The sequence below is a fragment of the Acidovorax sp. IB03 genome (assembly GCF_016406015.1).
GTDB classification, from domain to species: Bacteria; Pseudomonadota; Gammaproteobacteria; order Burkholderiales; family Burkholderiaceae_C; genus Acidovorax; species Acidovorax temperans.
Genome location: NZ_JAEFCH010000022.1, coordinates 1 through 24386, shown reverse-complemented (window position 1 = coordinate 24386; position 24386 = coordinate 1). Strand labels below are relative to the sequence as shown.

28 protein-coding genes, 1 tRNA gene and 1 pseudogene are annotated in these 24386 nt (G+C 58.0%); 24 read left to right on the top strand and 6 right to left on the bottom strand.

The window, feature by feature from the left end:
* Positions 1-92: 92 nt before the first annotated feature.
* The 3 genes from IHV84_RS12910 to IHV84_RS12900 all read right to left on the bottom strand — a co-directional run bounded on the left by IHV84_RS12910 (position 93) and on the right by IHV84_RS12900 (position 3675).
* Positions 93-782 (bottom strand): Fe2+-dependent dioxygenase, encoded by a 690-nt coding sequence (locus IHV84_RS12910; RefSeq protein ID WP_198847159.1) that lies wholly within the window; start codon positions 780-782, stop codon positions 93-95.
* Between the two features lie 36 nt (positions 783-818).
* Positions 819-3014: a TonB-dependent siderophore receptor gene (locus IHV84_RS12905; protein ID WP_198847180.1), complete on the bottom strand. Its 2196-nt coding sequence runs from the start codon at positions 3012-3014 to the stop codon at positions 819-821.
* A 346-nt stretch (positions 3015-3360) separates the two neighbouring features.
* The gene (locus IHV84_RS12900; RefSeq protein ID WP_066696893.1) at positions 3361-3675 is read right to left on the bottom strand and encodes an SWIB/MDM2 domain-containing protein; all 315 of its coding nucleotides are present in this window, start codon (positions 3673-3675) and stop codon (positions 3361-3363) included.
* On the opposite strand from IHV84_RS12900, the gene IHV84_RS12895 reads away from it, so the two are divergent.
* The gene (locus IHV84_RS12895; RefSeq protein WP_167336964.1) at positions 3587-3841 is read left to right on the top strand and encodes a hypothetical protein; all 255 of its coding nucleotides are present in this window, start codon (positions 3587-3589) and stop codon (positions 3839-3841) included. The two genes, IHV84_RS12900 and IHV84_RS12895, sit on opposite strands and share 89 nt — an antisense overlap.
* A 126-nt stretch (positions 3842-3967) precedes the next feature.
* Positions 3968-4480, top strand: coding sequence for a ribonuclease E activity regulator RraA (rraA, locus tag IHV84_RS12890; protein ID WP_198847158.1), 513 nt, complete (start codon positions 3968-3970; stop codon positions 4478-4480).
* Here rraA and IHV84_RS12885 read toward each other — a convergent pair.
* Positions 4466-5368, bottom strand: a complete 903-nt coding sequence (locus IHV84_RS12885) for a DMT family transporter (RefSeq protein ID WP_233099996.1) — start codon at positions 5366-5368, stop codon at positions 4466-4468. The two genes, rraA and IHV84_RS12885, sit on opposite strands and share 15 nt — an antisense overlap.
* Before the next feature lie 675 nt (positions 5369-6043).
* On the opposite strand from IHV84_RS12885, the gene aceA reads away from it, so the two are divergent.
* Positions 6044-7375, top strand: a complete 1332-nt coding sequence (gene aceA / locus IHV84_RS12880) for an isocitrate lyase (protein WP_066783750.1) — start codon at positions 6044-6046, stop codon at positions 7373-7375.
* A 99-nt stretch (positions 7376-7474) separates the two neighbouring features.
* Here the strand turns inward: aceA and IHV84_RS20650 are convergent, their stop codons facing one another.
* Positions 7475-7843, bottom strand: coding sequence for a helix-turn-helix domain-containing protein (locus IHV84_RS20650; protein ID WP_084601342.1), 369 nt, complete (start codon positions 7841-7843; stop codon positions 7475-7477).
* Here IHV84_RS20650 and IHV84_RS12870 point away from each other — a divergent pair.
* From IHV84_RS12870 to IHV84_RS12770, 21 genes and pseudogenes are all read left to right on the top strand, one after another.
* On the top strand, positions 7842-8603 hold the full coding sequence (locus IHV84_RS12870; protein ID WP_198847156.1) for a hypothetical protein: 762 nt from the start codon (positions 7842-7844) through the stop codon (positions 8601-8603). The genes IHV84_RS20650 and IHV84_RS12870 overlap by 2 nt on opposite strands.
* Positions 8604-8634: 31 nt before the next feature.
* A complete protein-coding gene (locus IHV84_RS12865; RefSeq protein ID WP_198847155.1) occupies positions 8635-8943 on the top strand; it encodes a hypothetical protein in 309 nt (102 codons plus the stop codon).
* An 88-nt stretch (positions 8944-9031) separates the two neighbouring features.
* Positions 9032-9478: a hypothetical protein gene (locus IHV84_RS12860; RefSeq protein WP_198847154.1), complete on the top strand. Its 447-nt coding sequence runs from the start codon at positions 9032-9034 to the stop codon at positions 9476-9478.
* A 97-nt stretch (positions 9479-9575) separates the two neighbouring features.
* On the top strand, positions 9576-9773 hold the full coding sequence (locus IHV84_RS12855) for a hypothetical protein (RefSeq protein ID WP_198847153.1): 198 nt from the start codon (positions 9576-9578) through the stop codon (positions 9771-9773).
* A 104-nt stretch (positions 9774-9877) separates the two neighbouring features.
* On the top strand, positions 9878-10441 hold the full coding sequence (locus tag IHV84_RS12850) for a hypothetical protein (protein ID WP_198847152.1): 564 nt from the start codon (positions 9878-9880) through the stop codon (positions 10439-10441).
* 32 nt (positions 10442-10473) lie between these two features.
* On the top strand, positions 10474-10644 hold the full coding sequence (locus IHV84_RS12845; protein ID WP_198847151.1) for a hypothetical protein: 171 nt from the start codon (positions 10474-10476) through the stop codon (positions 10642-10644).
* Positions 10641-10793, top strand: coding sequence for a hypothetical protein (locus IHV84_RS12840; RefSeq protein WP_198847150.1), 153 nt, complete (start codon positions 10641-10643; stop codon positions 10791-10793). Before IHV84_RS12845 ends, IHV84_RS12840 begins: the two co-directional genes overlap by 4 nt.
* Positions 10794-11570: 777 nt before the next feature.
* A complete protein-coding gene (locus IHV84_RS12835) occupies positions 11571-12719 on the top strand; it encodes a DUF3631 domain-containing protein (RefSeq protein WP_198847149.1) in 1149 nt (382 codons plus the stop codon).
* A 145-nt stretch (positions 12720-12864) separates the two neighbouring features.
* On the top strand, positions 12865-13206 hold the full coding sequence (locus IHV84_RS12830) for a hypothetical protein (protein WP_198847148.1): 342 nt from the start codon (positions 12865-12867) through the stop codon (positions 13204-13206).
* A gap of 246 nt (positions 13207-13452) precedes the next feature.
* The gene (locus IHV84_RS12825; RefSeq protein ID WP_198847147.1) at positions 13453-14637 is read left to right on the top strand and encodes a site-specific integrase; all 1185 of its coding nucleotides are present in this window, start codon (positions 13453-13455) and stop codon (positions 14635-14637) included.
* A 236-nt stretch (positions 14638-14873) separates the two neighbouring features.
* A pseudogene (locus tag IHV84_RS12820) lies at positions 14874-15104 on the top strand (isocitrate lyase); the annotation flags it as partial.
* A gap of 286 nt (positions 15105-15390) precedes the next feature.
* Complete coding sequence (gene thrS / locus IHV84_RS12815; protein ID WP_198847146.1) at positions 15391-17310, top strand: threonine--tRNA ligase; 1920 nt, start codon at positions 15391-15393, stop codon at positions 17308-17310.
* Between the two features lie 79 nt (positions 17311-17389).
* Complete coding sequence (gene infC, locus IHV84_RS12810) at positions 17390-17995, top strand: translation initiation factor IF-3 (protein ID WP_198847179.1); 606 nt, start codon at positions 17390-17392, stop codon at positions 17993-17995.
* 187 nt (positions 17996-18182) lie between these two features.
* Complete coding sequence (gene rpmI / locus IHV84_RS12805) at positions 18183-18386, top strand: 50S ribosomal protein L35 (protein ID WP_005795135.1); 204 nt, start codon at positions 18183-18185, stop codon at positions 18384-18386.
* A 25-nt stretch (positions 18387-18411) separates the two neighbouring features.
* The gene (gene rplT, locus IHV84_RS12800) at positions 18412-18771 is read left to right on the top strand and encodes a 50S ribosomal protein L20 (protein ID WP_044399160.1); all 360 of its coding nucleotides are present in this window, start codon (positions 18412-18414) and stop codon (positions 18769-18771) included.
* A gap of 101 nt (positions 18772-18872) precedes the next feature.
* Positions 18873-19925, top strand: coding sequence for a phenylalanine--tRNA ligase subunit alpha (pheS, locus tag IHV84_RS12795; RefSeq protein WP_044399158.1), 1053 nt, complete (start codon positions 18873-18875; stop codon positions 19923-19925).
* A 121-nt stretch (positions 19926-20046) separates the two neighbouring features.
* Positions 20047-22497 carry a phenylalanine--tRNA ligase subunit beta gene (pheT, locus tag IHV84_RS12790; protein ID WP_198847145.1) on the top strand — a complete coding sequence of 817 codons (2451 nt, stop codon included), beginning with the start codon at positions 20047-20049 and terminating at the stop codon, positions 22495-22497.
* Positions 22498-22506: 9 nt separating this feature from the next.
* A complete protein-coding gene (locus tag IHV84_RS12785) occupies positions 22507-22851 on the top strand; it encodes an integration host factor subunit alpha (protein ID WP_044399154.1) in 345 nt (114 codons plus the stop codon).
* Positions 22852-22951: 100 nt separating this feature from the next.
* Positions 22952-23380: a MerR family transcriptional regulator gene (locus IHV84_RS12780; protein ID WP_198847144.1), complete on the top strand. Its 429-nt coding sequence runs from the start codon at positions 22952-22954 to the stop codon at positions 23378-23380.
* A 35-nt stretch (positions 23381-23415) separates the two neighbouring features.
* Positions 23416-23492: transfer RNA gene (locus IHV84_RS12775), tRNA-Pro, on the top strand.
* 78 nt (positions 23493-23570) lie between these two features.
* Positions 23571-23882, top strand: coding sequence for a single-stranded DNA-binding protein (locus tag IHV84_RS12770; RefSeq protein WP_198847143.1), 312 nt, complete (start codon positions 23571-23573; stop codon positions 23880-23882).
* Positions 23883-24056: 174 nt separating this feature from the next.
* On the opposite strand, the gene IHV84_RS20460 is transcribed toward IHV84_RS12770, so the two are convergent.
* On the bottom strand, positions 24057-24386 hold a 330-nt coding region (locus IHV84_RS20460; protein ID WP_233099992.1), incomplete at its 5' end, for a hypothetical protein.

The window sequence follows — 24386 nt, the reverse complement described above, 5'->3', positions numbered from 1 at the left end:
CTAGTAAGCGCAAGGTGCTATCAAAAAGAGAGTGGATTGAAGTGGGTGTGGGTAGGCATCGGGGGATGCTGCCGGTGCCTTTGAACAGGTTCTCACACATCGGCCCACATGCGCAGCAGGTTGTGGTACGTGCCCGACAGGGCAATCACCGCAGGATCAGTTTCGCCCACGCTTTGGCGCAGCTTGAGCAAGGCCATGTCCATGTCAAACAGCAGCTGGCGCTGCTCCAGCCCACGCACCATGCTCTCCACCCAGAAGAAGCTGCAGATGCGGTGCCCGCGCGTGACGGGTGATACCTGGTGCACGGTGCTGCTGGGGTAGAGGATCAAATCGCCCGCGGGCAGCTTGATGCGCTTTTCGCCCAGGGCCTGGGCGATGACCAGTTCGCCACCGTCGTAGTCTTCGGGCGCGGTCAGGAACAGCGTGCAAGACAGGTCGCTGCGCACCCAGCAGCCATCGGCCTTGGAGTGCATGACGGCGCTGTCTACATGGTTGCCGTAGTAGTTGGCGCCGTCGCCGTAGTTATTGAACAGCGGGTTGAAGATGCGCCGTGGCAGGGCCGCTGAAAAAAACAGGGCGCTGCGGTGCACGGCCGCCTTCACCTTGGCCTGCAGCTGGGCAGACAGCTCGCTGGCTTGCGACAGCTGCAGGTTGTTTTTCTGGTGCTGCGCCTGGCCCCCTGCGCTGCGTGCTCCGTCCACCCAGGGGGCGTCCGGGCCAAGGGCTTGCTGGAAGAAAGCGATTTCCTCAGCGGTCAGAACGTTCTGGATGTGCAGGAACATGGTGTGCAGGTGGGCAAGGGGCCGGGGCGCAGGGGATCAGAAGCGGGTCTTCAGGGTCAGCTGCACAGAGCGTGCCGCGCCAGGGATGTAGAAGCCGCGGTACAGGCCATCGGCATAGACCTTGTCAAACAGGTTGTTCACGTTGAGCTTGACGGAGGTCTTGTCGTCGATGGCGTACTCGACCATCGCATCCACCACACCGAAACCGCTGGCGTACACGGCGCGCGAGCCCTCGGGGTTTTGCTTGCCGCGGTAAGTAATACCAGCGCCTGCACGTATCTTGGACGTGATGGCGTAGGTGCTCCACACGCTGCCGCTGTGCTTGGGTGTGAGGCCGGGACGATCGCCCTGCACTTGCGCGCCGCCGCCGTTGGCGGCCAGCACCACGTTGCTGCGGTCGATCTTGGCGTCAGGAATCCAGGTGTGGTTAAAGAACACTTCCCATTGGGGTGTCAGACGACCCGCCAGGTTGAATTCCATGCCGGTGGCGTGGCGCTTGCCGGACAGCAGCTCTTGCGCTGCAGCCGTGTCGGGGTCGGTGTTGCGCTCGTTGTATTTCTCGCTGTAGAACATGGCCACGCCCAGCAGTGCGCGGCGTTCGAACAGCTCGAACTTGCTGCCAATTTCGATGTTGCGGCTCTTCTCGGGCGGAGTGTTGGCGGCGCGGTTGGTTGTGGCTCCCAAATTGCCGAACTGGTAGGTGTCACCCGAGGTGTTGTACGAAGTGCCGTAAGACACGTAGTACGAAGTCAGCTCGTCGGGCTGGAAGATCAGGCCGACGCGGGGGCTGACCAGGCTGTCCGAGATCTTGTTGCTGATCGTGCCGGCGGGGTTGCGGTAAGACGCGCTGAAGTCGTCATAGCGCAGGCCACCCACCAGCTTGAGGGTGTTGGTGAGCGAGACGGTGTCTTGCGCATACAGGCCCAGGTTGCGCGACGTGAAGGTGTTCCACTGCACGGGAGCGCGACCATCCACCACCGAGGCGCCGTTGTTGGGCGCGCCCACGATGGTCGTGGGCCGGGGTGTGGTGTTGGCGTAGCTTTGGTTGCGCTTGGCGTCGTCGTCGTAATAGTCCACACCCGCCAGCACGGCGTGCTTCTTGCCGCCCCAGTTGAAGGTGTTGCTGTAGTCGCTTTGTGCTTGCAGCACATCGCTTTCGCCGATGCGACCCTTGGAACCACGGGTCAGCACGGTGCTTTCGTTGATCTGACCCAGGGTGATGCCGCTGTTCTGGAAGCCAATGGTGCTGGCCAGCATGTCGCGCTTGTAGTTGCCCCAGCGCAGGCGGGTGTTCAGTTCGCCGTTGTCGTCAAAGCGGTGGATATGGCCCAGCGTGATGTACTTGGATTCGGTGTTGTTGTAGTCGCTTTCCAGCCCGTAGAAGTTGCGGGCGGGCAGCGTGGTGTTGATCTTGCCGTCAGACGACAGGCGCCAGGGGTGGTTGTAGATCGGGCGGCCTTCGGTGGTCAGGTAGTACGCGCCGATGGAGAACTCATCGCGCGTGCCGATGCCCCAGGCAAAGCTGGGTGCAATGCCGCGCTTGTCTTGCTTGGCACCGAAGTTGTCGGACTCCTGCACCATGGCGTTCAGGCGGAAGGCTGCGTTTTCGCCCGTGATGAAGTTGAAGTCACCCGTGATGCGGTGCGTGTTGCCCGTGCCGTAGGTGTACGAGGCTTCGTGCTGGTCGATCAGCAGGGGAGACTTGCTCACCTGGTTGACCACGCCGCCGGTCGAGCCCTTGCCGAACAGCATAGAGGCCGAGCCCTTGAGCACTTCAACCCGGTCGTTGTTGAAGGTGTCACGCTCCAGCAGGGGGGCATCCTTCATGCCGTCGTTGTAGATATCGCCGGCCTGGCCTAGCGAAAAGCCGCGCAGACGCACGTCTTCCTCACCCGTTTCGCCTGCAAGGAAGGTCACGCCGGCGGTGGTGCGCAGCACTTCGCGGAAATCGTCCTGGTTGCGGTCGTTCATCAGCTTTTCAGTGAACACCGTGACCGACTGCGGAATGTCCTTGATCTCTTGCTTGCCCTTGCCCACGGTGGTCTGCTTGATCAGCAGGGTGTCTTTGCCCTGTGGGGCGGCCTGCTCCTTCACCGTCACGGCGGGCAGCGTGGCTTCGGGTGTGGTGCCGGTCTGCGCCCAACTGCCAACCGAGGCGGCCAGCATCATGGCGCCCAGGGGCAGCAAGACTTTGTCGGACTGGGGGGCGGAAGAGGGAGTCGATTGCAGCATGCTGCTGCCGCGCGGTGCGCAGGTTTTTGCCAAGGTGGCCTCCGAAAATGGGTGGTGCAGGTGGTGTGGCATCGCTCGTCAGCACGCACCGGCGGTGGCCGCGCAGCATGGGCGAGGGATGTACCAAGAGCAGACCAGAGGCAATGGCTAGATTCACGCAGCGGGGCGTGTTGTGCATGGCTATGCGTTTGTCAGCTGTTATGCATTGTATCAAATGAGGGTCATTCTCATTTGTATTGGTGTTTGTAAACAACAGAGTGCCCAACTGACCAGGGCGCCACGGTCAGCGGGGCCCAAAAAAGCAAAAAGCCGGCAGAGCCGGCTTTTGCGTCACTGGGCGAGGGGCTCAGCTGACGTGCTTGCCAATCAGGCCAGCGAGTTCGAACATGGAAACCTGAGGTTTGCCGAACAGTTCCTTGAGCTTGGCATCGGCGTTGATGTTGCGCTTGTTGGTGGCGTCTTGCAGGTTGTTGGCCTTGATGTAGACCCACAGCTTGCTGATGATCTCCGTGCGTGGCAGTGGCGCAGAGCCCACCACGGCAGCCAGTGCGGGGCTGGGGGTGAGGGCCTTCATGAAGGCTGCGTTGGGAGTGCGCTTCTTTGCCGGTGCTGCGGCCTTGTCCGCAGCGGTCTTTGCCGGAGCTTTTTTTGCAGTTGCCATGTTGGGTTTTTCCTTTTTGGACATCAATCTTCACCAGAGAAAAGCTGCTTTCCCACTGGCCAGCCGATGCTACTTTGAAAAAAACGGGTTTCCAAGGGAGAAAAGGCTTTTTTTGCCTCGATTTGTAGCGGCCCTTACCTTGGCTGTGTGGCACGGCAATGAATGATTAACAAACGTGGGCTGGCTGTGTGGCATGACTCGCCTGCAATGTCTGGTGACAATGTGAGCGTTGGAACTGGCGGCTTGAGTCCGCTGGGGCCGCTTTCTTCCTCTCTGACAAAAGGTTTTCTCCATGGTTGACCATCTAACTGCTGCGTTCAGCACCTGTGATTTGTGTGACGTTCACAAAGCCGATGACAGCGGTGCATTCCGGGTGTTGCCCCCAGGCTTTCTTCACTACGGTGGCAAGGGGGTGTTTTGTGGCCCGGTTGCAACGGTGAAGTGCTTTGAAGACAACACGCTGGTCAAGGCCGCGCTCGATACACCTGGGCAAGGCCGTGTGCTGGTGGTGGATGGCGGTGCATCGCTGCGCCGCGCACTGGTCGGCGGCAACCTGGCAGCCGCTGGGGCCCGCAATGGCTGGGCGGGGGTGGTCGTCAACGGCTGCGTGCGGGACGCTGCGGAGTTGCGGGCCGCCGCTGTGGGCATCTGCGCCTTGGGGCTCATGCCGCTGCCGACCGAAAAACGCAATGAAGGCCAGAGCAACGTGGCCGTGCTGATCCAGGGCGTGTGGGTGCGCCCCGGCGATTGGCTTTATGCAGACGAGGACGGCATCGTGGTCAGTGCCACATCACTGCTGGGTTGAGGCTGGGCTGGCCGTTTTGCGGGGCGGCAGAGTGGCCAGCAGCACGCTGGCCAAGGCAATGCCCAAGGCCAGGGTCTGGATGCCGGTGAGTGTTTCGCCCAGCACGCACACCCCGACCAGCGCCGCGCTCACGGGCAGCATCACGGTGAACACGCCGCCTTGCGCGGCGGGGATGGACTTCAGCCCCGTCATCCACAGCCACACCGTCCACACGCTGGCAGCCAGCGCGTAGAAAACCAGCAGCAGCCACATGCCCGTGCCCACGGCTGCAAAGTCAAACCTGTAAGCGGTATACAGGCCCAAGGGCGTGGCCAGCACAAACCCCCAGACGTTGATCAGTGAGGTGATGCGCTTGGGGCCCAGCGAGCCGGTGAGCTTCTTGCCAATGACCGAATACGCGGCTTCGCAGAGCACAGCGCCGATCAGCAGCAGTTGCCCCAGCCAGGTGAGATTGGCAGTGTTATTGCCCGCTTGCGCAACTCCGCCGTGCGCTGAGTGCTCTGATTTTGAGAGCGATAGCAGTGCAATTCCCAGCACGGCGAGCGCCACGGCCGCCCACGTCCGGGGCGGCACCCGTTCACGCAGAAACGCCCAGCTCATCACGGCCACCGCTGCCGGAATGGCCGCCATCGTGACACCTGCCGACACCGCACTCGTCAGGCTGACGCCATAAAGCATGCACATGGTGAACAGGAAATTGCCCAGAAACGACTCCAGGAATAGCAATCGCTTGGTCTGTGTGCTCATGGGGGGCTCGTCTGCGGGCTTGCGCAGCCAGCCCAGCATGGCAACACCGCCAATCCCAAAACGCAGCCACGCCAGCAAGAACACCGGGATAACCCCTGCCAGCGGTTTGGACAGGGCAACATAACTGCCCACCAAGGCCATGCTGAGTGCCAGACAAACGTAGGCCAAGGGGCGGCTGGGGTGGTGCATAACGAGCGTCAAATAGTGCAAACAACCCCGCATCATGCACGACGGAACCCACCTTGTTGGCGTGTCACTGACGCATGCGTGGGTGTGAGGCTCCCCCGCGTGCAAGCCCCTCAACTGCGATGGCCGTACTGCCTGCCGGTGTTTTCGGCGCGCTTTGTCTTCGTAATGCAACCCGGCATGGCTACCTTGGTGTGCCATCGCAAGACAGGGAGTTGGTTGAACGACGGTTGGTGCTTGCTGGGTTGTGAACGCGTACCGAGAGCCTCTTGGCGTAAGGGGCCGCAAAAGCCTGGGGTGAGGAGGGTAGGGGCTGCACGGCCGATGGACTCCTGCTCGTTGCGGCTCCAGCCAGCTTCAGCGTTTTCGGCTTGGCAGAAATTTCTTATCGTAAAAATTCATTTTTGCATTGTGAAATAAAAAGACGTTTCGATTGCTCTAAAAATTTCTTATTGCGATAACAAACTACCGCATTGAGGAATCATGTATTTAAGTCATTGTTTTTAAATAAAAAAATTTATCTCTTGTATAAGACATAAGAGCTTGCTTGTGTCTTATACAAGACTTAAAGTTGTGTCCATGGGCAGAGCAAATTGCCCGGTGTTTTCAACCAACCTCAGGAGTGTCCACATGCCTCAATCCCTCAACGAACAACTGAGCCGCGAACAGCAAATTGCCGCCCTGGAAAAAGACTGGGCGACCAACCCCCGCTGGAAGGGTGTGAAGCGCGGTTACTCCGCCGCTGATGTGGTGCGCCTGCGTGGTTCGCTGCCCATCGAGTACACCCTGGCCAAGCGCGGTGCTGAAAAGCTGTGGGACAAGATCAACGGCGGCGCCAAGAAGGGCTACGTCAATGCTTTTGGCGCCATCTCCGCTGGCCAAGCCATGCAACAAGCCAAGGCAGGTCTGGAAGCCGTGTACCTGTCGGGCTGGCAAGTGGCTGCCGACGGCAACACGTCCGAAACCATGTACCCTGACCAGTCGCTGTATGCATACGACTCGGTGCCCACCATGGTTCGTCGCATCAACAACACTTTCAAGCGCGCCGACGAAATCCAGTGGGGCCGTGGCGTGAACCCTGGCGACAAGGAGTTCATCGACTACTTCCTGCCCATCGTGGCCGACGCGGAAGCCGGTTTCGGCGGCGTGCTCAACGCCTTCGAACTGATGAAGAACATGATTGCCGCAGGCGCAGCCGGCGTGCACTTTGAAGACCAACTGGCCGCGGTGAAGAAGTGCGGTCACATGGGTGGCAAGGTGCTGGTGCCCACGCAAGAAGCCTGCGAAAAGCTGATCGCTGCCCGCTTCGCTGCTGACGTGATGGGTGTTCCCACCATCGTGCTGGCACGTACTGACGCTGAAGCCGCCAACCTGATCACTTCTGACCATGACGCCAACGACAAGCCTTTCCTGACTGGCGAGCGCACACAAGAAGGCTTCTACCGCGTGAAGAACGGTCTGGAACAAGCTATCAGCCGTGGCGTGGCCTACGCCCCTTACGCTGACCTGGTGTGGTGCGAAACTGGCGTGCCAGATATCGGCTTCGCCCGTGAATTCGCGCAAGCTGTGCACGCTGCCTGCCCTGGCAAGCTGCTGTCGTACAACTGCTCGCCATCGTTTAACTGGAAGAAGAACCTCAACGACAGCCAGATCGCTTCCTTCCAGGAAGAGCTGTCCGCACTGGGCTACAAGTACCAGTTCATCACGCTGGCTGGCATCCATATCAACTGGTACAACACTTTCCAGTTCGCCCATGCGTACGCTCGCGGCGAAGGCATGAAGCACTACGTTGAAATGGTGCAAGAGCCTGAATTCGCAGCACGCGACAAGGGCTACACCTTTGTGTCGCACCAGCAGGAAGTGGGCGCAGGCTACTTCGACGACGTGACCACCGTGATCCAGGGCGGTTCGTCCTCCGTGAAGGCCCTGACAGGCTCTACCGAAGAAGAGCAGTTCCACTGATCTGAAAACCCATCCCGGTGTCTGTGAAGGCGCTGGGGTTGCGGTTGCTGAAAACCACCTGATGCTTTGGCGTTGGGTGGTTTTTGTCTTTGTGCCTGGTCAGATCGTTGGATTGACGGGTGGTTTCCTCTTGGGCGGAGCCGACTGAAGCAGTATCCGGCGTTCAACATCTGCGATCAACGTTGATGGATTGGTATCGAGTGCATCGCACAGCTTGAACACCATGCGAACGCTTGGGCTGTTCTTGCCCAGCTCCACCAAAGAAATGTAGTTGCGATCGACATCCGCGCGCAGTGCCAAGTCGGTCTGACTCCACTTGCGACGTGTTCGCAGGTTCCGAAGAGCCTGCCCGAATGCTTGATCTGGTTCCAACCTTGGTGCTCGCCAAAGCGGACAAGGGTGGTTCAGCACTCGATCTGAATTGCTGCATATATACGGCAAAATTGCGAAAACGAAAAGGAGAAGCATGTCACTCGCACTGTCACTGGCAACACTGTTCGGCAAGCCCGCTGCCGAAAGGCTGATCCAGGCCTTGGGAAGCCGCAAGGACGGCTCCAAACGCCTCGAACAGGCCGCAGCAGCCATGGTCAGCGGAGCCACTGCCATCGAAGCTCTGAAGCAGGCATTCGGCAAGGACTTTCTGGCCACCGTCAACGAGGTACTGGGTTCATCCAAGGCGGCCTTTACCTATGAGGCCGGTACCCAGCACTACATCCGTCAGGACACCGCTGGCCTGCCTCCGTCACAGGTCTTACGGGATGAGCTGAACGTCAATCTGGACCGCCTGACCCTGCTGGGAGTGAAAGGCAAAGACCTCAAAAACCAAGCCCTGGGTGTGGTGGCCGTATGGGGCAAACGGTGTCTAGACCTGCATGCAGACACCCACAAGGAGGACATCGCATCCACCTTGAAAGCCATGAATGACCTACTGACAGGTGATTCACGCAACTTCCGGCAAATCTATGAACTGCTGTCCACCACAGGTCTGGGTGGTGTGGGTGCTTTGATGGTCATTGCAGGCGTCCTAGTGGCCACTGGAACCGGCGTCGGCATCGCCACGGCCATTTCCACATTCGTCTTTGGCATCCCTTGGATCACGGTGGGTGCCCTGGTACTCCCCGGTGCGCTATTGGTCGTGATGGCGGCCAAGAAAGCCCGTCCTGTGGATGACGTTTCCCTGTCCGTCGCTCTGGCTTACAAGCTGCTGGATCGATTGGAAAAACCCTGATTTCTTCAACCGTTTTTTAGGAGGTACTTCAATGAGCGTTCGTTTTGTAAGTGTGTTGGCTGGTGTTGCACTGATCGTTGGCTGCGCGTCAGTCGGTCAAGATTTCGACATGGCCGAAGTGGATCGACTACAGCCCGGTGTGACCACACTGGAGCAAGCCAAGGAAAAACTGGGTAAGCCACAGAGCATTACCAATGCCGCTGATGGCAGGGTTGGCGTGGTTTGGGTGCGATCCCAGGCGGTTATGGGGTCGGCATCCAGCAAAGGCGTGGCGATCCTGTTTGACAAAGACGGCAAGATGATCCGTGTCGTCAACCGGAATGAAACCAAGACCAACTGAAGAAATCATCCATCACAAGCGCCCTCGGAGCAATCCCAGGGCGCTTTTCTTTTGCCCATCCCATTTCAACCTGAAAGGAGTTCTGCCTATGGAGATTTTCAAAACCTCTGAATCCATCCAATCCGCTGCCACCCATCACCCCGATGCTGAGTTACGGCTTTTGCTGCCAGCAAGGATCGAATCCCTGTCCGATCTGCTGGACGAATTCCCCTTATCTGACCTGATGCACGTCATCGTCATGGAAACGGGAGACACAGCACAAAGCTTGGAAATCGCTTTGTCATTGCCAAGCCTGAATTACGAAGCTGGACATGGCCTTGATTTGAGCGATCCAGCTTTTGTGCCCAGTTGGGAAGTCTGTGAAGACCATGCCCAGTGGTACGAGATCACCTTCATCCTGTCCAGCGATGGATTCGGCGTGGTGGTTTATGTGCCCAAAACCTGCACCGATGCCACCTTGCTGGCCCTGTGTGAACGCTTCGCAGAAACCCCTGTCACCGCAGCCCCAGCCATGGAGAAGCCGCATGCCACATAGACCCCGAAACCCATCATCCGTGGCACCCCCCCGCAAACCGCCCATTGAGGCGGTTTTTTATTGCCCAGATCAACTCAAGTCCAGAAAGGAAACCTATTTGACCCGCACCCCACCCATTGATCCTGTCGTGGCCTCCATGGTCAAGCGCCTGCCTGAACACCTGCAAGAGCTGTGGCTGGAAAGGGCCGCCATCCGCCAGTACGACGGTGGTCAAAGCCGGGATCTGGCCGACGCCATGGCCTTGCTTGATGTTGTCCGCATTCACCCCCAGGAAGCCTTGACCTGCTGGCTCTGAACGGTGAAAGCCAACAGCAGCCATTGCGCAAAACCCAGCACCTTATGTGAAAGGGCTCAAGCCTGAGCCTGCCATCCCGTTCAACCCCTCCTTAAAGGACGCCCATGTCTGACCTCGAAACCCCTGTTGGCCCTATGAGCCCAGTGACCGAATCTGCCAACACGGACACCCCTAAAACCCCGAATGCTCCAGAGCCCCAGGAAGAAGCACTACCCATCATTGAATGCCTCTGTACGGCTGAATGCACCTCCGTATCAGGCCGGTCCACACTGACCTACGCCATAGGCCGTCACCCGGACCAAACCCTGCACCTGCGCATCGTCTCCAACTCAGGAGGCGGCATGTTCTGTGGGGATTGGGCTTCAGGTGATCGGATCGATGCCCTTGTGGCGGGTGGACATGAACTCACATCCCGCAGCTTCCATGCCTTGCACCCCGGTAAATCCATCAACACCGGTGGTTTTGTCATGTCGGCCCTGCGTGATCTGGGTTTGATCCGTCTGAACCCCGAGAACTCCAGGCACCACGTGCATGTGGAGGGAATGGGTTTTGCCCGGGTGGCCTTGGCGGCTGTGTCCAAAGCCTCTTCGGCTGACGTCCATGTCTCCAAGCCCCACAAAGGCCGTAAGCCCCGGTTTCCACGTCCCTTGCCGAAAGGGCGCGATTGAAACCCCAGGTCATCCACATCCTTGCTGGCCTCATGGCTGCTGGCGTGCTGGGTCTGATGTTCTCCAACACCCGCATGGTGGGTGTGGCCTGTACCGCCTTGCTTTGTTACCTGTTTCCCATCGTCGCACTGATCCTGGCCTTGCTGGGATTGCTGGTGCTCTTCTTTCTCCACCGTCGCAAAACCCGAAAGGATTTCCCATGACCTACACAGACAGCCTATCTCTGGCCACCCAACGCGCCCTGGACTGGGATGACCTGCCTCAAGACCTGTTGCCCCTGGTGATCGTGTCTGAAGCTGCTCACCTCAGCGCCCTGGATTCCGATGCCTTGAGCTGCACACACCTGCACTGACCCCAACCCCGGCCATGTCCAGTCGCTTTCCTGCATCCATCCTTGATGGTTTGCGGAAGGTGAGTGGGGATGGTCGGGGTGATGGTCCATCATTTTTTTGCGGTGGCGTTTAGTGATGAAGGGGTACCGGCTGGGTGAATTCATGGGGCTCGGAGGCAGGCCCGGAGTCCAGGGCTGGGGACGGTCAGGCTGGCCCCGGAGCGTGCGGCTCCCCCGTTGCGGACGTGGCGGATGTTGCGGCCACCCGGGGAGGGGTGGGGGGGCGGACGGCGGTGGGCTGGTTCTTGACCGATATTTGCAGATTTACAACACATTGATCAAAAATTTTTTTGATCACGCATTTGATTGTTGATTCCGGGATTTTGGCCAATCTCCGAATCTCAGTCATCAGAGTTATGGCACATAAACCTGGATGCGTTTTTTGCATAAGGCGAAAGTGCTTTAATTCAGATCGAAAACGAACGGAGTTAAATGCCTTTTGCTGATTGAAATCTGCCACCCTGATTTAAGTGCGTTCGCCTAGAAGCTTTGCGAGATCCTGCTTTATATATTTATATTCATTAAACACGAGCGACGGCGAAAGGCGGCAGGGGCGGTGGATCACGGGTTTGGCTTCGGATGGCTTTGCGAAAAATGAAATCAGCATGGAGAATCGCAACTGTTTAGACGAGAGTAATCGTCTAAACCAAGGCAGGCCATCTGGCCATCCACGTTCTTTAAAAATTGGAAAGGAAAACCATGTCGAAAAGATATTCGACAAGCCCACCACCTCCCTGCATGGAGGATTTTTTGAATGTCAAGCCAGTTGCCCCATGGATGTCACCTGTCGAAGGTGATGCCCTGCTGGATGCTCTGCATGACACGATTCGAACCTACGTGATTGCCGATGATTGCTACGTGACAGCCATGGTGCTGTGGATCGTCCACACCTACTGTTACCACCAATTTCATTACTCACCCCTGTTGCTGATCAATGCTCCTGAGCGGGCTTGTGGCAAGTCAGTGGCGTTGGGTTTGATTGCTGAGCTGGCACACAGCCCGTTTGAGTCCGCCAACATCACGGTGGCTGCTCTGTTTCGGATCATCGAAATGTATGGTCCCACGGTGCTGATCGATGAAGCCGACACCTTTCTGGAAAGCAATCCCGAAATGGCGGGCATCCTGAATAAAGGGTATGAGCATCGTGGTGTGGTGGTGCGGGTGGAAACGATTGGGGACCGCTTGCAGCCTGTGCCCTACCGTGTATTTGGCCCCAAAGCCATCGCCGGTATCGCCATGGAACGTCGCTTGGCAGATGCCACATTGAGTCGCTGCGTGCGGGTCCAGATGCGGCGAAAGGTCCAAGGTGAAACCGTGCAGCGCTTGCGTTCTGCCGACCGACAGAAATTTAATCACATGCGCTCGCAGATGCATCGCTTTGTCAAGGACTCTCAACAGGAGTTGGCCAAGGGGCACACCGACATGCCCAGTGAGTTGAGTGATCGGGAGCAGGACAACTGGGAGCCTTTGTTCACCGTGGCCCGTTGCGCCGGTCCTCGTTGGCTGGCAAAAGCGCGTGAGGCGGCCTTGTCCATCAAAGGCTCGACCGAAGAACCGCAGTCCATGACCAACAGCTTGTTGGCAGATATACGGGAGGTGTTACCAGGGCGACAGGTGCTGTACATCCCTTCAGCCAAGTTGCTGGAGTTGTTGACAAACGACCCAGAAATGGGGTGGTCCACCTACAACCGGGGATCGCCCTTGACCGTACGTCAATTGGCCAAGAGCCTGGGTGCGTATGGCATTCGATCCAAGACGGTGCGGATGCCCAGTGGGCTCACACCAAAAGGCTACGAGATTCGCGAATTTGAGGAAGTTTTTAAACGTTATCTTTCGCCACAAAACCCCAGCGATTTGACGCAAGGAGAGGTCACGGCAGTGGATTGATTGCCGATGAATCTCGGATTTTCCTGGGATTTGCAGTTGGAGCAATATTGAAGGGTCAATATGTCTATTGACCTTTATATCGTCATCCTCTGCAGTTCAAGAGTCGCAAGCTAGCGCTTGCATTTTTAACTGATTAGAGGTGTTTATGGAATTGAAATCGAAAGAATATTGGAAAGCTGAAATTGAGTGCCAAAATGAGTTTTTGGCCAAGAAGCTGCGGAAGAAGCTGGGGAAGGTATTTGTAAAAAATATACACACAAATCTGGGCTTTGAATCAAAGGGTGACTTCAATGAAATGCTCGAGTTGGTGACTGATGCCGTGTGGGCCAATGCACCCGACTGGAATCCGGACGTCTGGTATTCAGAACAGGATTTGCCTTGGGAAGAGATTTGGGAGCGTTGGCAATCTCCGATGCAACGCCACACCATTTGCCTCATTGCGGCTTCACTGATTCGTCCCAGACCCTCGGAAAAGTCTGTCTACTGATTTGGATAGTGCCCGTTCCGTCCCGTGCCATGGCTCCGCTGGCACTTTAATCTGAAAGGGGGGGGTGGCCTCCCCCCTTTGTGATTTTTCCGATACCGGGCATGGCCTTACCCAAAAGGCCCGCTGCCCGCGTCCTTATCTGCACACCCAAACCTGCACTGGTTTGGCATCCGTGCGCCTTTCATCCACCCATGCCCTGAGCTTTGTGCACCGGGCGTTCATCAACCGTCACCTAAGGAGGTTCACATGCCCGTTGTCCCGCTCAGCGCCCAGTTCGTGAAAGAGGCGGTCTGTCCACCCGAGAAAGGGAAGGTGGACTACTACGACGCATCCATCAAGGGCTTCATCCTGGAAGTCAGGCCATCCGGTGGCAAGACGTTTCACCTTCGCTACCGGGATGCCCACGGCAAGCTGCGCCAACACAAGATTGGGGACGCCGATGCCATCAGCCATGACAAGGCCCGCAAGAAGGCCCAGTACCTGCGCTCTGAGGTTGAACTCGGTGGCAATCCCCAGGAAGACCGAAAGGCCTTGCGTCAGGTGCCCACCCTGGCCGAGTTTGTCCGCGACACCTATATCCCCCACATCCACCTGCACAGAAGGAATTTCCAATCGACCATCAGCTTTCTGAACCATCACATCCTGCCGCGTTTCGGCTCCAAGCACTTGGACGAAATCACGACCCTCATGCTCACCGAGGCCCACCTCGATTTGCGTGCCAAGGGTTATGCGCTCGCCCAAGCGAATAAGCTGCCCGTCCTGTTCAAGATCATGTTCAACCTTGCCAAGAAGAAGGAGATTCCGGGATCTCAGTCCAACCCGGCCAATGGCGTGGTGCTTTTCCACCCGAACAACGCCAAGGAACGTTACCTCACGGCTGCGGAAACCCAACGGCTTTATGAAGCCCTGGACCAAAGCGAGAACACCCAGCTCAAGCACATCGTGTCCCTGTTGCTGATGTTCGGATGCCGCAAGCGTGAGCTGCTGGATGCCCAGTGGGAACACTTCGATCTGGAGCGGCGCAACTGGCGCATCCCCATGTCCAAGAATGGCAAGGCCCGCAACATTCCCATTTCTGCCAGAGCCCTGGAGGTGTTGAACAGCCTGCCACGCTGGAAGGGATGTCCGTATGTGATCCCGAACCCGGAGACACAGAAGCCCTATGGCAATCTGTACCACCCCTGGGACAAGGTTCGCAAGCAGGTCGGTCTGGATGACTTGAGGATGCATGACTTGCGCCACACCTTTGCCAGCAACTTGGTGAACTCGGGTCAGTCCATCTATGTGGTCAGCAAGCTGTTGGGACACTCTCAGATCAAGACCACCACCCGTTACAGCCATTTGGCCGATGAAACTTTGTTCTCGGCGGTGGATGTAGCAGCCAGGGTGGTGGACGCAAGCTGGCAGGCTCCCGGAGCAGCCCAAGTCTGACTAAAATTTAAGCAGGTTCAAAATCCTCTCATCCCTCCATCCAACGCCCACTTCGGTGGGTTGGGTGGATGGTGGGGGGTGAATGGACATCTCAACCGAGGGAAAGCACACAACGGTTTGTCAGTTTGAAAAGGCATACCGTGACCGAGTGGGGCATGCGTGGGTGGTCCAGGAAAAGACACCCGGAAAACGCAAAAATCCCTTAAAAATCTTGCACTTACGGTATCGGCTGACGGTACAACACCTTCCAGTTCGCCCATGCATACGCTCGCGGCGAAGGCATGAAGCACTACGTTGAAATGGTGCAAGAGCCTGAATTCGCAGCACGCGACAAGGGCTACACCTTTGTGTCGCACCAGCAGGAAGTGGGCGCAGGCTACTTCGACGACGTGACCACCGTGATCCAGGGCGGCTCGTCCTCCGTGAAGGCCCTGACAGGCTCTACCGAAGAAGAGCAGTTCCACTGATCTGCGCTGGCAGGTAGCGACTCAGAGCCCGGGCTTGCCCGGGCTTTTTGCTGTCCGCTCCCCGGGGGTGGTTAAAATGTCGGCAATTTCCACCTACAAGAGCGAGAAAGGCACCTTGGTTATGACACCGCGAACTACGACGGAGATCCTCACCGGCCACTAGTGGCTGGCCGTTCGCGCCTGCACGAGATGCACTCCCTCCAAAAAGCGCGGCCGGTTCCGCGCTTTTTTGTTTTGAACTTTCTGCGGATGCTGGTGCGTCTGCCTCCTTTCTTACGGACATCCCATGATTCACATTACGCTTCCTGATGGCTCGCAGCGCGAATTTCCAGGCCCGGTCACCGTGGCCGAAGTCGCTGCGTCGATTGGTGCAGGTCTGGCCAAGGCCGCATTGGCCGGCAAGATCGGTGACAAGGTGGTTGATACCAGTTACCAGATCACTTCAGACAGCCCGCTGTCCATCATCACAGCCAAGGATGCGGATGGCCTGGAGGTGATTCGCCACTCCACAGCCCACTTGCTGGCTTATGCCGTCAAGCAGCTGTTCCCTGATGCGCAGGTCACCATCGGGCCAGTGATCGAAAACGGGTTTTATTACGACTTTGCGTACAAGCGTCCGTTTACACCTGAAGACTTGGCAGCCATCGAGAAGAAGATGGCTGAGTTGGCTGCGAAGGACGAGCCGGTGGTGCGCCGGGTGCTGCCGCGTGATGAAGCTGTGGCTTATTTCAAGGGCCTGGGTGAACACTACAAGGCTGAAATCATTGCCAGCATTCCCAGCAATGAAGATGTGAGCCTGTACCGCGAAGGTGATTTTGAAGACCTTTGCCGCGGCCCACACGTTCCAAGCACTGGCAAGCTGAAGTTCTTCAAGCTGATGAAGGTGGCGGGCGCGTACTGGCGCGGTGACCACCGCAACGAAATGCTGCAGCGCGTGTATGGCACGGCTTGGGCGAGCAAAGATGAGTTGCAGCAATACCTGACGATGCTGGAAGAAGCCGAGAAGCGCGACCACCGCAAGCTTGGCCGTGAGCTGGACTTGTTCCACATTGACGAGCATTCGCCCGGTACCGTGTTCTGGCACCCCAAGGGCTGGACCGTGTGGCAAGAGGTAGAGCAGTACATGCGCCGCGTGTACCGGGACAACGGTTACCAAGAGGTCAAGGGCCCGCAGATCCTGGATCAGAGCCTGTGGGAGAAGACTGGGCACTGGGACAAGTACCGCGAGAACATGTTTGTGACCGAGTCGGAAAAGCGTGACTATGCGCTCAAGCCGATGAACTGCCCTGGCCACATCATCATCTTCAAGCAAGGCATCAAGAGCTATCGTGATCTGCCTCTGCGGTTTGGCGAGTTCGGGCAGTGCCACCGCAACGAGCCGACCGGCGGCTTGCACGGCATCATGCGGGTGCGCGCCTTCACGCAGGATGATGGCCACATCTTCTGTACCGAAGACCAGATCCAGTCGGAAGTGGTGGCTTTCACCAAGCTGCTGCAGAAGGTCTACAAGGACTTTGGTTTCACCGACATCATCTACAAGCTCTCGACTCGTCCAGAAAAGCGCATCGGTACGGAGGAGAGCTGGGATCGTGCGGAAAGCGCGCTGGCCGAAGGCCTGCGCGCCTCCGGTTGTGAGTTTGAGTACCTGCCGGGCGAAGGCGCCTTCTACGGCCCCAAGATCGAATACACGCTCAGGGATGCTTTGGGGCGCCAGTGGCAGTGCGGCACGATCCAGGTGGATCCCAACCTTCCTGAACGCCTGGATGCGGAGTTTGTGGGCGAAGACGGCGCACGCCATCGCCCTATCATGCTGCACCGTGCCATCGTGGGCAGCCTGGAGCGCTTCATTGGCATTTTGATCGAGCAGCACTCGGGCGCACTGCCCACATGGTTGGCTCCGGTGCAGGTCTCGGTGCTCAACATCACCGATTCGCAAGCGGATTACTGTCGTGAAATTGCAGCAAAACTGCAAAAAGCACTGCCCAATCAAGACCTTAGGGTCGCCCTGGATCTGCGTAACGAGAAGATTACGTATAAAATACGTGAGCATTCGTTGCAAAAGCTGCCTTACATCCTTGTCGCGGGCGACAAAGAGAAGGCGGCAGGAGCCGTCGCAGTGCGCGCCCGAGGCAATCGTGACCTCGGTGTGATGTCGGTAGATGCGTTCATTGAACTCATCGCCAAAGACATCGCTGACAAAGCCTGATTTTGAATAAATCTAGCTCTGGGGCACGCCAGTTGCGCGGGTGTAGCTACAATTTTCGTAGCATTTTGATTCAAGGAAGATAGCCATCGCTACTGAATTTCGTGATCGTCGCCAGCGCGAAGAGCGCAAGCACCGCCTGAACCGTGAAATCATGGCCCCAGAAGTTCGTCTTTCTGGGCCTGACAACGAGCCTTTGGGCGTTGTGAGTTTGATGGAAGCCCTTCGCATGGCTGGCGAGCTGGATGTGGATCTGGTGGAAATTGCTGCAACGGCCAACCCCCCGGTTTGCCGCCTGATGGACTACGGAAAGTTCAAGTACCAGGAGCAAAAACGCGCTGCAGAAGCCAAGGCGAAGCAGACGGTCATCGAGATCAAGGAAGTCAAGTTCCGTCCCGGTACGGACGACGGCGACTACAACATCAAGATGCGCAACATCCGCCGCTTTTTGGCGGATGGGGATAAATGCAAGATCACCCTGCGTTTTCGCGGGCGTGAAATTACCCATCAGGAACTCGGCTTGGCCTTGCTGAACCGTATTCGTGATGAGTTGGCCGATTCGATCATCGTCGAGCAGTTTCCCAAGTTGGAAGGGCGCCAGATGATCATGATGATCGCACCAGGCAAGAAGAAGCCTGCTGCGGCCAAGCCTGGCGCAGACAACGCAGCAGGTGGCACCGCTGCCTGAGTGAGCAGAGCCGTCTTAGCGAGGTTTGATAAGTTTGTCGGCTTGCGTGTAAACGCATGCCGGTCAAAGGCAGTGTTCGCACTGCCAGCCCCCAGGAGTCACATCCTGGGTAAAAGTGGCTCGGGGCCAACAAGTTTGCAGATCGGTTTGCAAACGCCTCACGAGCACAACGAAAAGGAGCATTCAAATGCCCAAAATGAAGACCAAGAGCAGCGCGAAAAAACGTTTCCGCGTTCGTCCAGGTGGTACCGTCAAGCGCGGTCAGGCCTTCAAGCGTCACATCTTGACCAAGAAGACCACCAAGAACAAGCGCCATCTGCGTGGTGCAGTGAATGTGCATGAGACCAACATGGGCTCGATCGCACAAATGCTGCCTAGCGCTGGCCTGTAATAACTGACGAACAAGGAGTACATACATGCCTCGCGTCAAACGTGGTGTAACGGCCCGTGCCCGTCACAAGAAAGTTCTCGCCCTTGCCAAGGGTTTCCGTGGTCGCCGCGGTAATGTCTTCCGTATCGCCAAACAGGCGGTAATGAAGGCTGGGCAATATGCCTACCGTGACCGCCGCAACAAGAAGCGCGTGTTCCGCCAGTTGTGGATTGCCCGTATCAACGCCGCTGCACGTGAACTGGGCCTGACATACAGCCAGTTCGCCAACGGCCTTAAGAAGGCTTCCATCGAGATCGACCGCAAGATGCTGGCCGACCTCGCAGTGCACGACAAGGCTGCCTTCGGCAGCATCGTGAACCAAGTCAAGGCCAAGCTGGCTGCTTGAGATCACGATAAGGGGCTATCGTTTTGATAGCTTCTTGCGCAATAACAGCAAGGGCTAGAGCTTGAAAAGGCACTAGCCCTTGTTTATTTTCAAGAGTCGATATGAACGAGTTGGATTCTCTGGTCGAAAGCGCGAAGCAACTGTTTGCACAAAGCGCTACCCCTGCTGAGCTGGAAAACGCCAAGGCGCAGTTTTTGGGCAAATCGGGCCGCGTGACGGAGCTCATGAAGGGGATGGCTCAGCTGTCCGTGGAAGAGAAGAAGTCCCGTGGCGCTGCCATCAACCTGACCAAGCAGGCGATCGAAGCCGCATTGACTGCCCGTCGTCAGGCATTGGCTGATGCCGAGCTGCAAGCCCAACTCAAGGCCGAGGCCTTGGATGTGAGCCTGCCAGGCCGCCAACGCGGGCAGGGCGGTTTGCACCCTGTGTCGCTCACGCTGGAGCGCATCGAGGGCATTTTCGGCTCCATGGGTTTCGATGTGGCTCAAGGCCCCGAGATCGAGACCGACTGGTTCAACTTCACTGCACTGAACACGCCGGAAGACCATCCTGCGCGTTCCATGCACGATACGTTTTACGTGGAGGGCGGCACTGCCACCGCCCCCAACCTGCTGCGCACCCACACCAGCCCGATGCAGATTCGCCATGCCGTGCAGCATGTGAAAAAGCACCGTGCGCTGCTCGACGCAGGCCAGGCCATGCCCGAGATTCGCGTGATCGCCCCGGGCCGCACCTACCGCGTGGACAGCGATGCCACGCATTCGCCCATGTTCCACCAGTGCGAAGGCCTGTGGATTGGCGAGAACGTGAGCTTCAAGGATTTGAAGGTCATCTTCACGGACTTCTGCCGCACCTTCTTCGAGAGCGACGACTTGGTGCTGCGGTTCCGCCCCAGCTTCTTCCCGTTCACAGAGCCCAGTGCCGAAATCGACATCCAGTTCCAGACAGGCCCATTGGCCGGTCGCTGGCTGGAGGTGGCGGGTTCCGGTCAGGTGCACCCCAACGTGGTGCGCAACATGGGGCTCGATCCTGAAAAGTACATCGGCTTCGCCTTCGGCATGGGGCCTGACCGCCTGACCATGCTGCGCTATGGCGTCAACGATTTGCGCCTGTTCTTCGACGGTGACATCCGTTTCCTGTCGCAGTTCCAATAACGCAAAAAAGTGAGCTGGCTGCGCTTGTATTCATTGGGTTTCACCATGTTTGGTTGCTGAAACCCTTTCGCAAAAAGCGCTAGCTGCTACTTTTTTAAGAGCAACGCCAAAGAATCCCACTATGCAATTTCCTGAGTCCTGGTTGCGCGAATTCTGCAATCCACCGCTGACGACGCAAGAGCTGGCCGACACCCTGACCATGGCAGGGCTGGAGGTCGAAGAACTGCGTCCCGTGGCGCCTCCCTTCACCAAAATCGTCGTGAGCGAGATCAAGGAAGCTGTGCAGCACCCTGACGCCGATCGCCTGCGCGTGTGCCAGGTCGATGTGGGGCAGGGCGCCCTGCTCAACATCGTTTGCGGCGCGCCCAACGCCCGTGTCGGCATCAAGGTGCCTTGCGCCTTGGTGGGTGCCGAGTTGCCACCCGGTGACGATGGCAAGCCCTTCCTCATCAAGGTGGGCAAGTTGCGCGGTGTGGAGAGCCAGGGCATGTTGTGCTCGGCCCGTGAGCTCAAACTGTCGGAAGACCATGGTGGCTTGCTGGAGCTGGATGCTGCAGCGCCCGTGGGGCAGGACATTCGTGCCTACCTGAATCTGGACGACACGCTGTTCACCCTCAAGCTCACGCCCAATCTCGCGCATTGCCTGAGCGTTTACGGCATTGCCCGCGAAGTGTCTGCGCTGACGGGGGCTCCGCTCAAGCAGCCAGTGTTCCCAGGAGTGCCAACCAAGCTGGCCGACAAGTTGCCGGTGAAGGTCAGTGCGCCTGATTTGTGCGGTCGTTTCTCGGGCCGCATCGTGCGCAATGTGAACACCCGCGCCGCCACGCCGCAGTGGATGCTGGATCGCCTGGCCCGTTGCGGTCAGCGGGGCGTGTCGCCCTTGGTGGATATTTCCAACTACGTGATGTTCGAGCTGGGCCGTCCATCGCACATTTTTGACCTCGACAAGATCCACGGCGGCCTTGACGTGCGCTGGGGCAAGGCGGGCGAGCAACTCAAGCTGCTCAACGGCAATACCGTCACGGTGGATGAAAAAGTCGGTGTGATTGCCGACGACAGCCAGGTGGAGTCGCTCGCCGGGATCATGGGCGGTGATGCCACTGCCGTTTCCGACGACACAAAAAACATCTACATCGAAGCTGCGTTCTGGTGGCCCAAGGCAGTGGCGGGACGTTCGCGCCGTTTCAATTTCTCTACCGATGCTGGGCACCGCTTTGAACGCGGTGTGGACCCGAGCCTGACGGTGGAGCACATCGAGCGCATCACCCAGCTGGTGATCGACATCTGCGGCACTGCCGAGACAGCTTGCGGCCCGGTAGACGACCAAGTGGTGCATCTGCCAGCGGCTCAGCCCGTGGCGCTGCGCGTGGCCCGCGCTGCCAAGGTCATTGGCATGCCGCTCACGCAAGCGCAATGTGTGGACGCCTTGAAGCGCCTGGGCTTGCCTGTGTCCGAGTCAGACGGTGTGATCACGGTGACTCCTCCGAGCTACCGTTTTGATATTGCGATCGAAGAAGACCTGATCGAAGAGGTGGCACGCATGGTGGGTTACAACAACCTGCCGACCACTCCACCCTTGGCGCCCATCACGCCCAAGCTGCCGGCCGAAGCAACGCGCAGCCCCTTTGCCGTGCGCCGCCTGCTGGCCGGGCTCGGTTATCAGGAAACCATCAACTTCAGCTTCGTCGAAGAACGCTGGGAACATGAGCTGGCTGGCAACTCCAACCCGATCAAGTTGCTCAACCCGATTGCCAGTCAGATGAGTGTGATGCGCTCCACGCTGCTGGGCTCGTTGCTGCAAGTGCTCAAGTTCAACCTGGACCGCAAGGCTCAGCGCGTGCGCGTGTTTGAGCTTGGCCGTGTGTTCTTGCGTGATGCTTCTGTGGCCAACACCGACACCACCGTGGAAGGCTTTCACCAGCCCATGCGGGTGGCGGGTGTGGCCTATGGTGCCAACGATGTGCTCCAGTGGGGGCGCAAAGAGCAGGGCATTGACTTCTTCGACGTCAAGGGCGATGTTGAAGCGATGCTGGCACCGCTGCGTGCCACCTTCGAGCCTGGTACCCACCCGGCGATGCACCCTGGCCGCTGCGCCCGTGTGCTGATGAACGGCAAGCTGATGGGCCACGTGGGCGAGTTGCATCCGCAATGGCGCCAGTCGTGGGAGTTGCCTCAAGCGCCTGTGCTGTTCGAGCTGGAGCTGGACGCAGTGCTGCAACGCACCGTGCCTCAGTTCAAGGCTGTGGCCAAACACCAGGCGGTGGAACGCGATCTGGCAATTGTTGTGGCAGAGCGTGTGACCCACAGCGAAGTCATGGCTGCGGTGGAGTCGGCTGTGCCTGCGTCACTGCTGCGTTCCGCTGTGCTGTTTGACGTGTACCGTCCCAAGGCGGTCCGGCCTGGGGAAGAGCACGCCGCAGGTGGCGCTGTGGCTGCCGGAGAAAAGAGTCTGGCGGTGCGCTTGACCTTGGGTCGCGACGAAGCCTCGCTCACCGAGGCTGAAATCGAAGCGGCCGTGCAGGCCGTGGTCACGCAGCTGGTTGCCCGCACGGGTGGCCGCCTGCGCGTTTGATGCTGGAAGATGCCCCAAGTGATTGAATTCGCAGTTGACAGCCTTGAGACCAACGCGCTGACGAAAGCCCAGCTGGCAGACCTGTTGTTTGACCAGATCGGCTTGAACAAGCGCGAGTCCAAGGACATGGTCGATGCCTTCTTTGATCTCATCGTGCAGAGCTTGATTGACGGCAAGGACGTGAAGCTGTCCGGATTTGGCAACTTCCAGATCCGGACCAAGGCTCCACGGCCTGGACGCAACCCCCGTACCGGGGAAGAGATCCCGATCGAGGCTCGGCGCGTGGTTACCTTTCACGCCAGCAGCAAACTCAAGGAGCAGATACAAGGCAGCGCCGCTGACAGCGCGGCGTGAACCATTTATCGGATCTCCGAGAAATCTGCGCAACGACAGTGGTGACGCAGTCGCCTCTGCAGTACGCTAGGCGGTTTAACGTCTTCGTCGGTCTCCCATCATGGGCGTAACGCTTCCTGTCATTCCGGCCAAACGCTACTTCACCATCGGTGAGGTCGCTGAACTCTGCGGCGTCAAGCCGCATGTGCTGCGTTATTGGGAGCAGGAATTCACGCAGCTGCGTCCCATGAAGCGTCGGGGCAATCGCCGGTATTACCAGCACCACGAGGTGCTGATGATCCGCCGGATTCGGGACCTGCTCTACGACCAAGGCTTCACGATCAGCGGTGCACGCAACCGTCTGCAAGAGCTGTCCCATGTAGAGCGTGAAAATGCAGCGTCCATGCTTGACGTTAACGATGCGACTGATGGTGCAGAGGGTGATGCTGAACTCAGCACCCTTGCAGCATCGGCGGTGGACGCTGGCGTTGTGCTGGACTTGATCGCGGTGCGTCGAGAATTGTTGGAGATAAAGGCGCTTCTTTCGTGAGAAGGTGGATTTTGTGTATATAATCTAAGTCTTGTCGGCGTGTAGCGCAGCCTGGTAGCGCACTTGCATGGGGTGCAAGGGGTCGCGAGTTCGAATCCCGCCACGCCGACCATTGATTGCAAAAGCCCGGTTCTGAAAAGAGCCGGGCTTTTTTGCTTTGTGCAATGCAAAACATGGAATCGGGGACAACATGATTGAAGGTTTGGTGGCAGGCCGCGTGTGGAGTTCGGCCGAGCGCCGGGTGGACAAGGCCGGCAGGCCTTATTGCGTTGCCAAGCTCAGGGTTCTGGGTGCTGACTCTGAAGGTGTGCTGGTCAATCTGATCGCTTTTGATTCCGATGTGTGTGACAGCCTTTTGCGCACCCACGAAGGGGATGCCATCTCGGTGACCGGTGCGCTGACTCCCAAGGTGTGGACAGACAAACAAGGGATCACCAAGCCTGCTCTGGATATGGTTGCGCACCGCATCTTGCGCATGGGAGACGGCCAGCATTTCGACTGAGGTGCTGCGATCGTCATGTCTGGCTTGCGCCGCAGCTGGGCTTGGGATTGTGACGAGTGCTAGGAAGATGGCGGTGTGCCTTGCCGGCTAGCGAACCCCATGGCATCCAACTCTTCCGGGGTGACTTCAATCTCAATCACTTCGGGTTGGCGAGGCTCAACCGTTACTCTTCTTTCATGATTCAGCGGGGGTTGGCCCACCGTTTGCCTGCGGTCTCGTCCGCTGCGGCGATCCATTGGTTGCTTGGGTTGCACGGCCTTTATGCCTCCCTGCAGTGGTGTTGGCAAGATCATCTGTTGGTGGCTCGACTTGCGCTGTATCTTTGCGCAGTGCGCTAGCTCCGAAGTTTCCATGCCCCGCAGAAATTCGCAAGCAAATTTTTGCGCTGTGTGTCTTGGAAGGTGTGGTGTTAACTGTGACGAACAGGGCGTCGTACTGAATGCACTTAGGGCAATGCTGAACAAGTAACGTCATATCCATCGCACAGCCATTTGAATGCCAAAT

Coding starts and splice junctions, on each gene's coding strand:
- IHV84_RS12910 (WP_198847159.1), bottom strand. CDS start 782: ATGTTCCTGCACATCCAGAACGTTCTGACCGCTGAGGAAATCGCTTTC.
- IHV84_RS12905 (WP_198847180.1), bottom strand. CDS start 3,014: ATGCTGCAATCGACTCCCTCTTCCGCCCCCCAGTCCGACAAAGTCTTG.
- IHV84_RS12895 (WP_167336964.1), top strand. CDS start 3,587: ATGAAGGCTGCGTTGGGAGTGCGCTTCTTTGCCGGTGCTGCGGCCTTG.
- IHV84_RS12900 (WP_066696893.1), bottom strand. CDS start 3,675: ATGGCAACTGCAAAAAAAGCTCCGGCAAAGACCGCTGCGGACAAGGCC.
- rraA (WP_198847158.1), top strand. CDS start 3,968: ATGGTTGACCATCTAACTGCTGCGTTCAGCACCTGTGATTTGTGTGAC.
- IHV84_RS12885 (WP_233099996.1), bottom strand. CDS start 5,368: ATGGCCTTGGTGGGCAGTTATGTTGCCCTGTCCAAACCGCTGGCAGGG.
- aceA (WP_066783750.1), top strand. CDS start 6,044: ATGCCTCAATCCCTCAACGAACAACTGAGCCGCGAACAGCAAATTGCC.
- IHV84_RS12870 (WP_198847156.1), top strand. CDS start 7,842: ATGTCACTCGCACTGTCACTGGCAACACTGTTCGGCAAGCCCGCTGCC.
- IHV84_RS20650 (WP_084601342.1), bottom strand. CDS start 7,843: ATGCTTCTCCTTTTCGTTTTCGCAATTTTGCCGTATATATGCAGCAAT.
- IHV84_RS12865 (WP_198847155.1), top strand. CDS start 8,635: ATGAGCGTTCGTTTTGTAAGTGTGTTGGCTGGTGTTGCACTGATCGTT.
- IHV84_RS12860 (WP_198847154.1), top strand. CDS start 9,032: ATGGAGATTTTCAAAACCTCTGAATCCATCCAATCCGCTGCCACCCAT.
- IHV84_RS12850 (WP_198847152.1), top strand. CDS start 9,878: ATGTCTGACCTCGAAACCCCTGTTGGCCCTATGAGCCCAGTGACCGAA.
- IHV84_RS12845 (WP_198847151.1), top strand. CDS start 10,474: ATGGCTGCTGGCGTGCTGGGTCTGATGTTCTCCAACACCCGCATGGTG.
- IHV84_RS12840 (WP_198847150.1), top strand. CDS start 10,641: ATGACCTACACAGACAGCCTATCTCTGGCCACCCAACGCGCCCTGGAC.
- IHV84_RS12835 (WP_198847149.1), top strand. CDS start 11,571: ATGGAGGATTTTTTGAATGTCAAGCCAGTTGCCCCATGGATGTCACCT.
- IHV84_RS12830 (WP_198847148.1), top strand. CDS start 12,865: ATGGAATTGAAATCGAAAGAATATTGGAAAGCTGAAATTGAGTGCCAA.
- IHV84_RS12825 (WP_198847147.1), top strand. CDS start 13,453: ATGCCCGTTGTCCCGCTCAGCGCCCAGTTCGTGAAAGAGGCGGTCTGT.
- thrS (WP_198847146.1), top strand. CDS start 15,391: ATGATTCACATTACGCTTCCTGATGGCTCGCAGCGCGAATTTCCAGGC.
- rpmI (WP_005795135.1), top strand. CDS start 18,183: ATGCCCAAAATGAAGACCAAGAGCAGCGCGAAAAAACGTTTCCGCGTT.
- rplT (WP_044399160.1), top strand. CDS start 18,412: ATGCCTCGCGTCAAACGTGGTGTAACGGCCCGTGCCCGTCACAAGAAA.
- pheS (WP_044399158.1), top strand. CDS start 18,873: ATGAACGAGTTGGATTCTCTGGTCGAAAGCGCGAAGCAACTGTTTGCA.
- pheT (WP_198847145.1), top strand. CDS start 20,047: ATGCAATTTCCTGAGTCCTGGTTGCGCGAATTCTGCAATCCACCGCTG.
- IHV84_RS12785 (WP_044399154.1), top strand. CDS start 22,507: ATGCCCCAAGTGATTGAATTCGCAGTTGACAGCCTTGAGACCAACGCG.
- IHV84_RS12780 (WP_198847144.1), top strand. CDS start 22,952: ATGGGCGTAACGCTTCCTGTCATTCCGGCCAAACGCTACTTCACCATC.
- IHV84_RS12770 (WP_198847143.1), top strand. CDS start 23,571: ATGATTGAAGGTTTGGTGGCAGGCCGCGTGTGGAGTTCGGCCGAGCGC.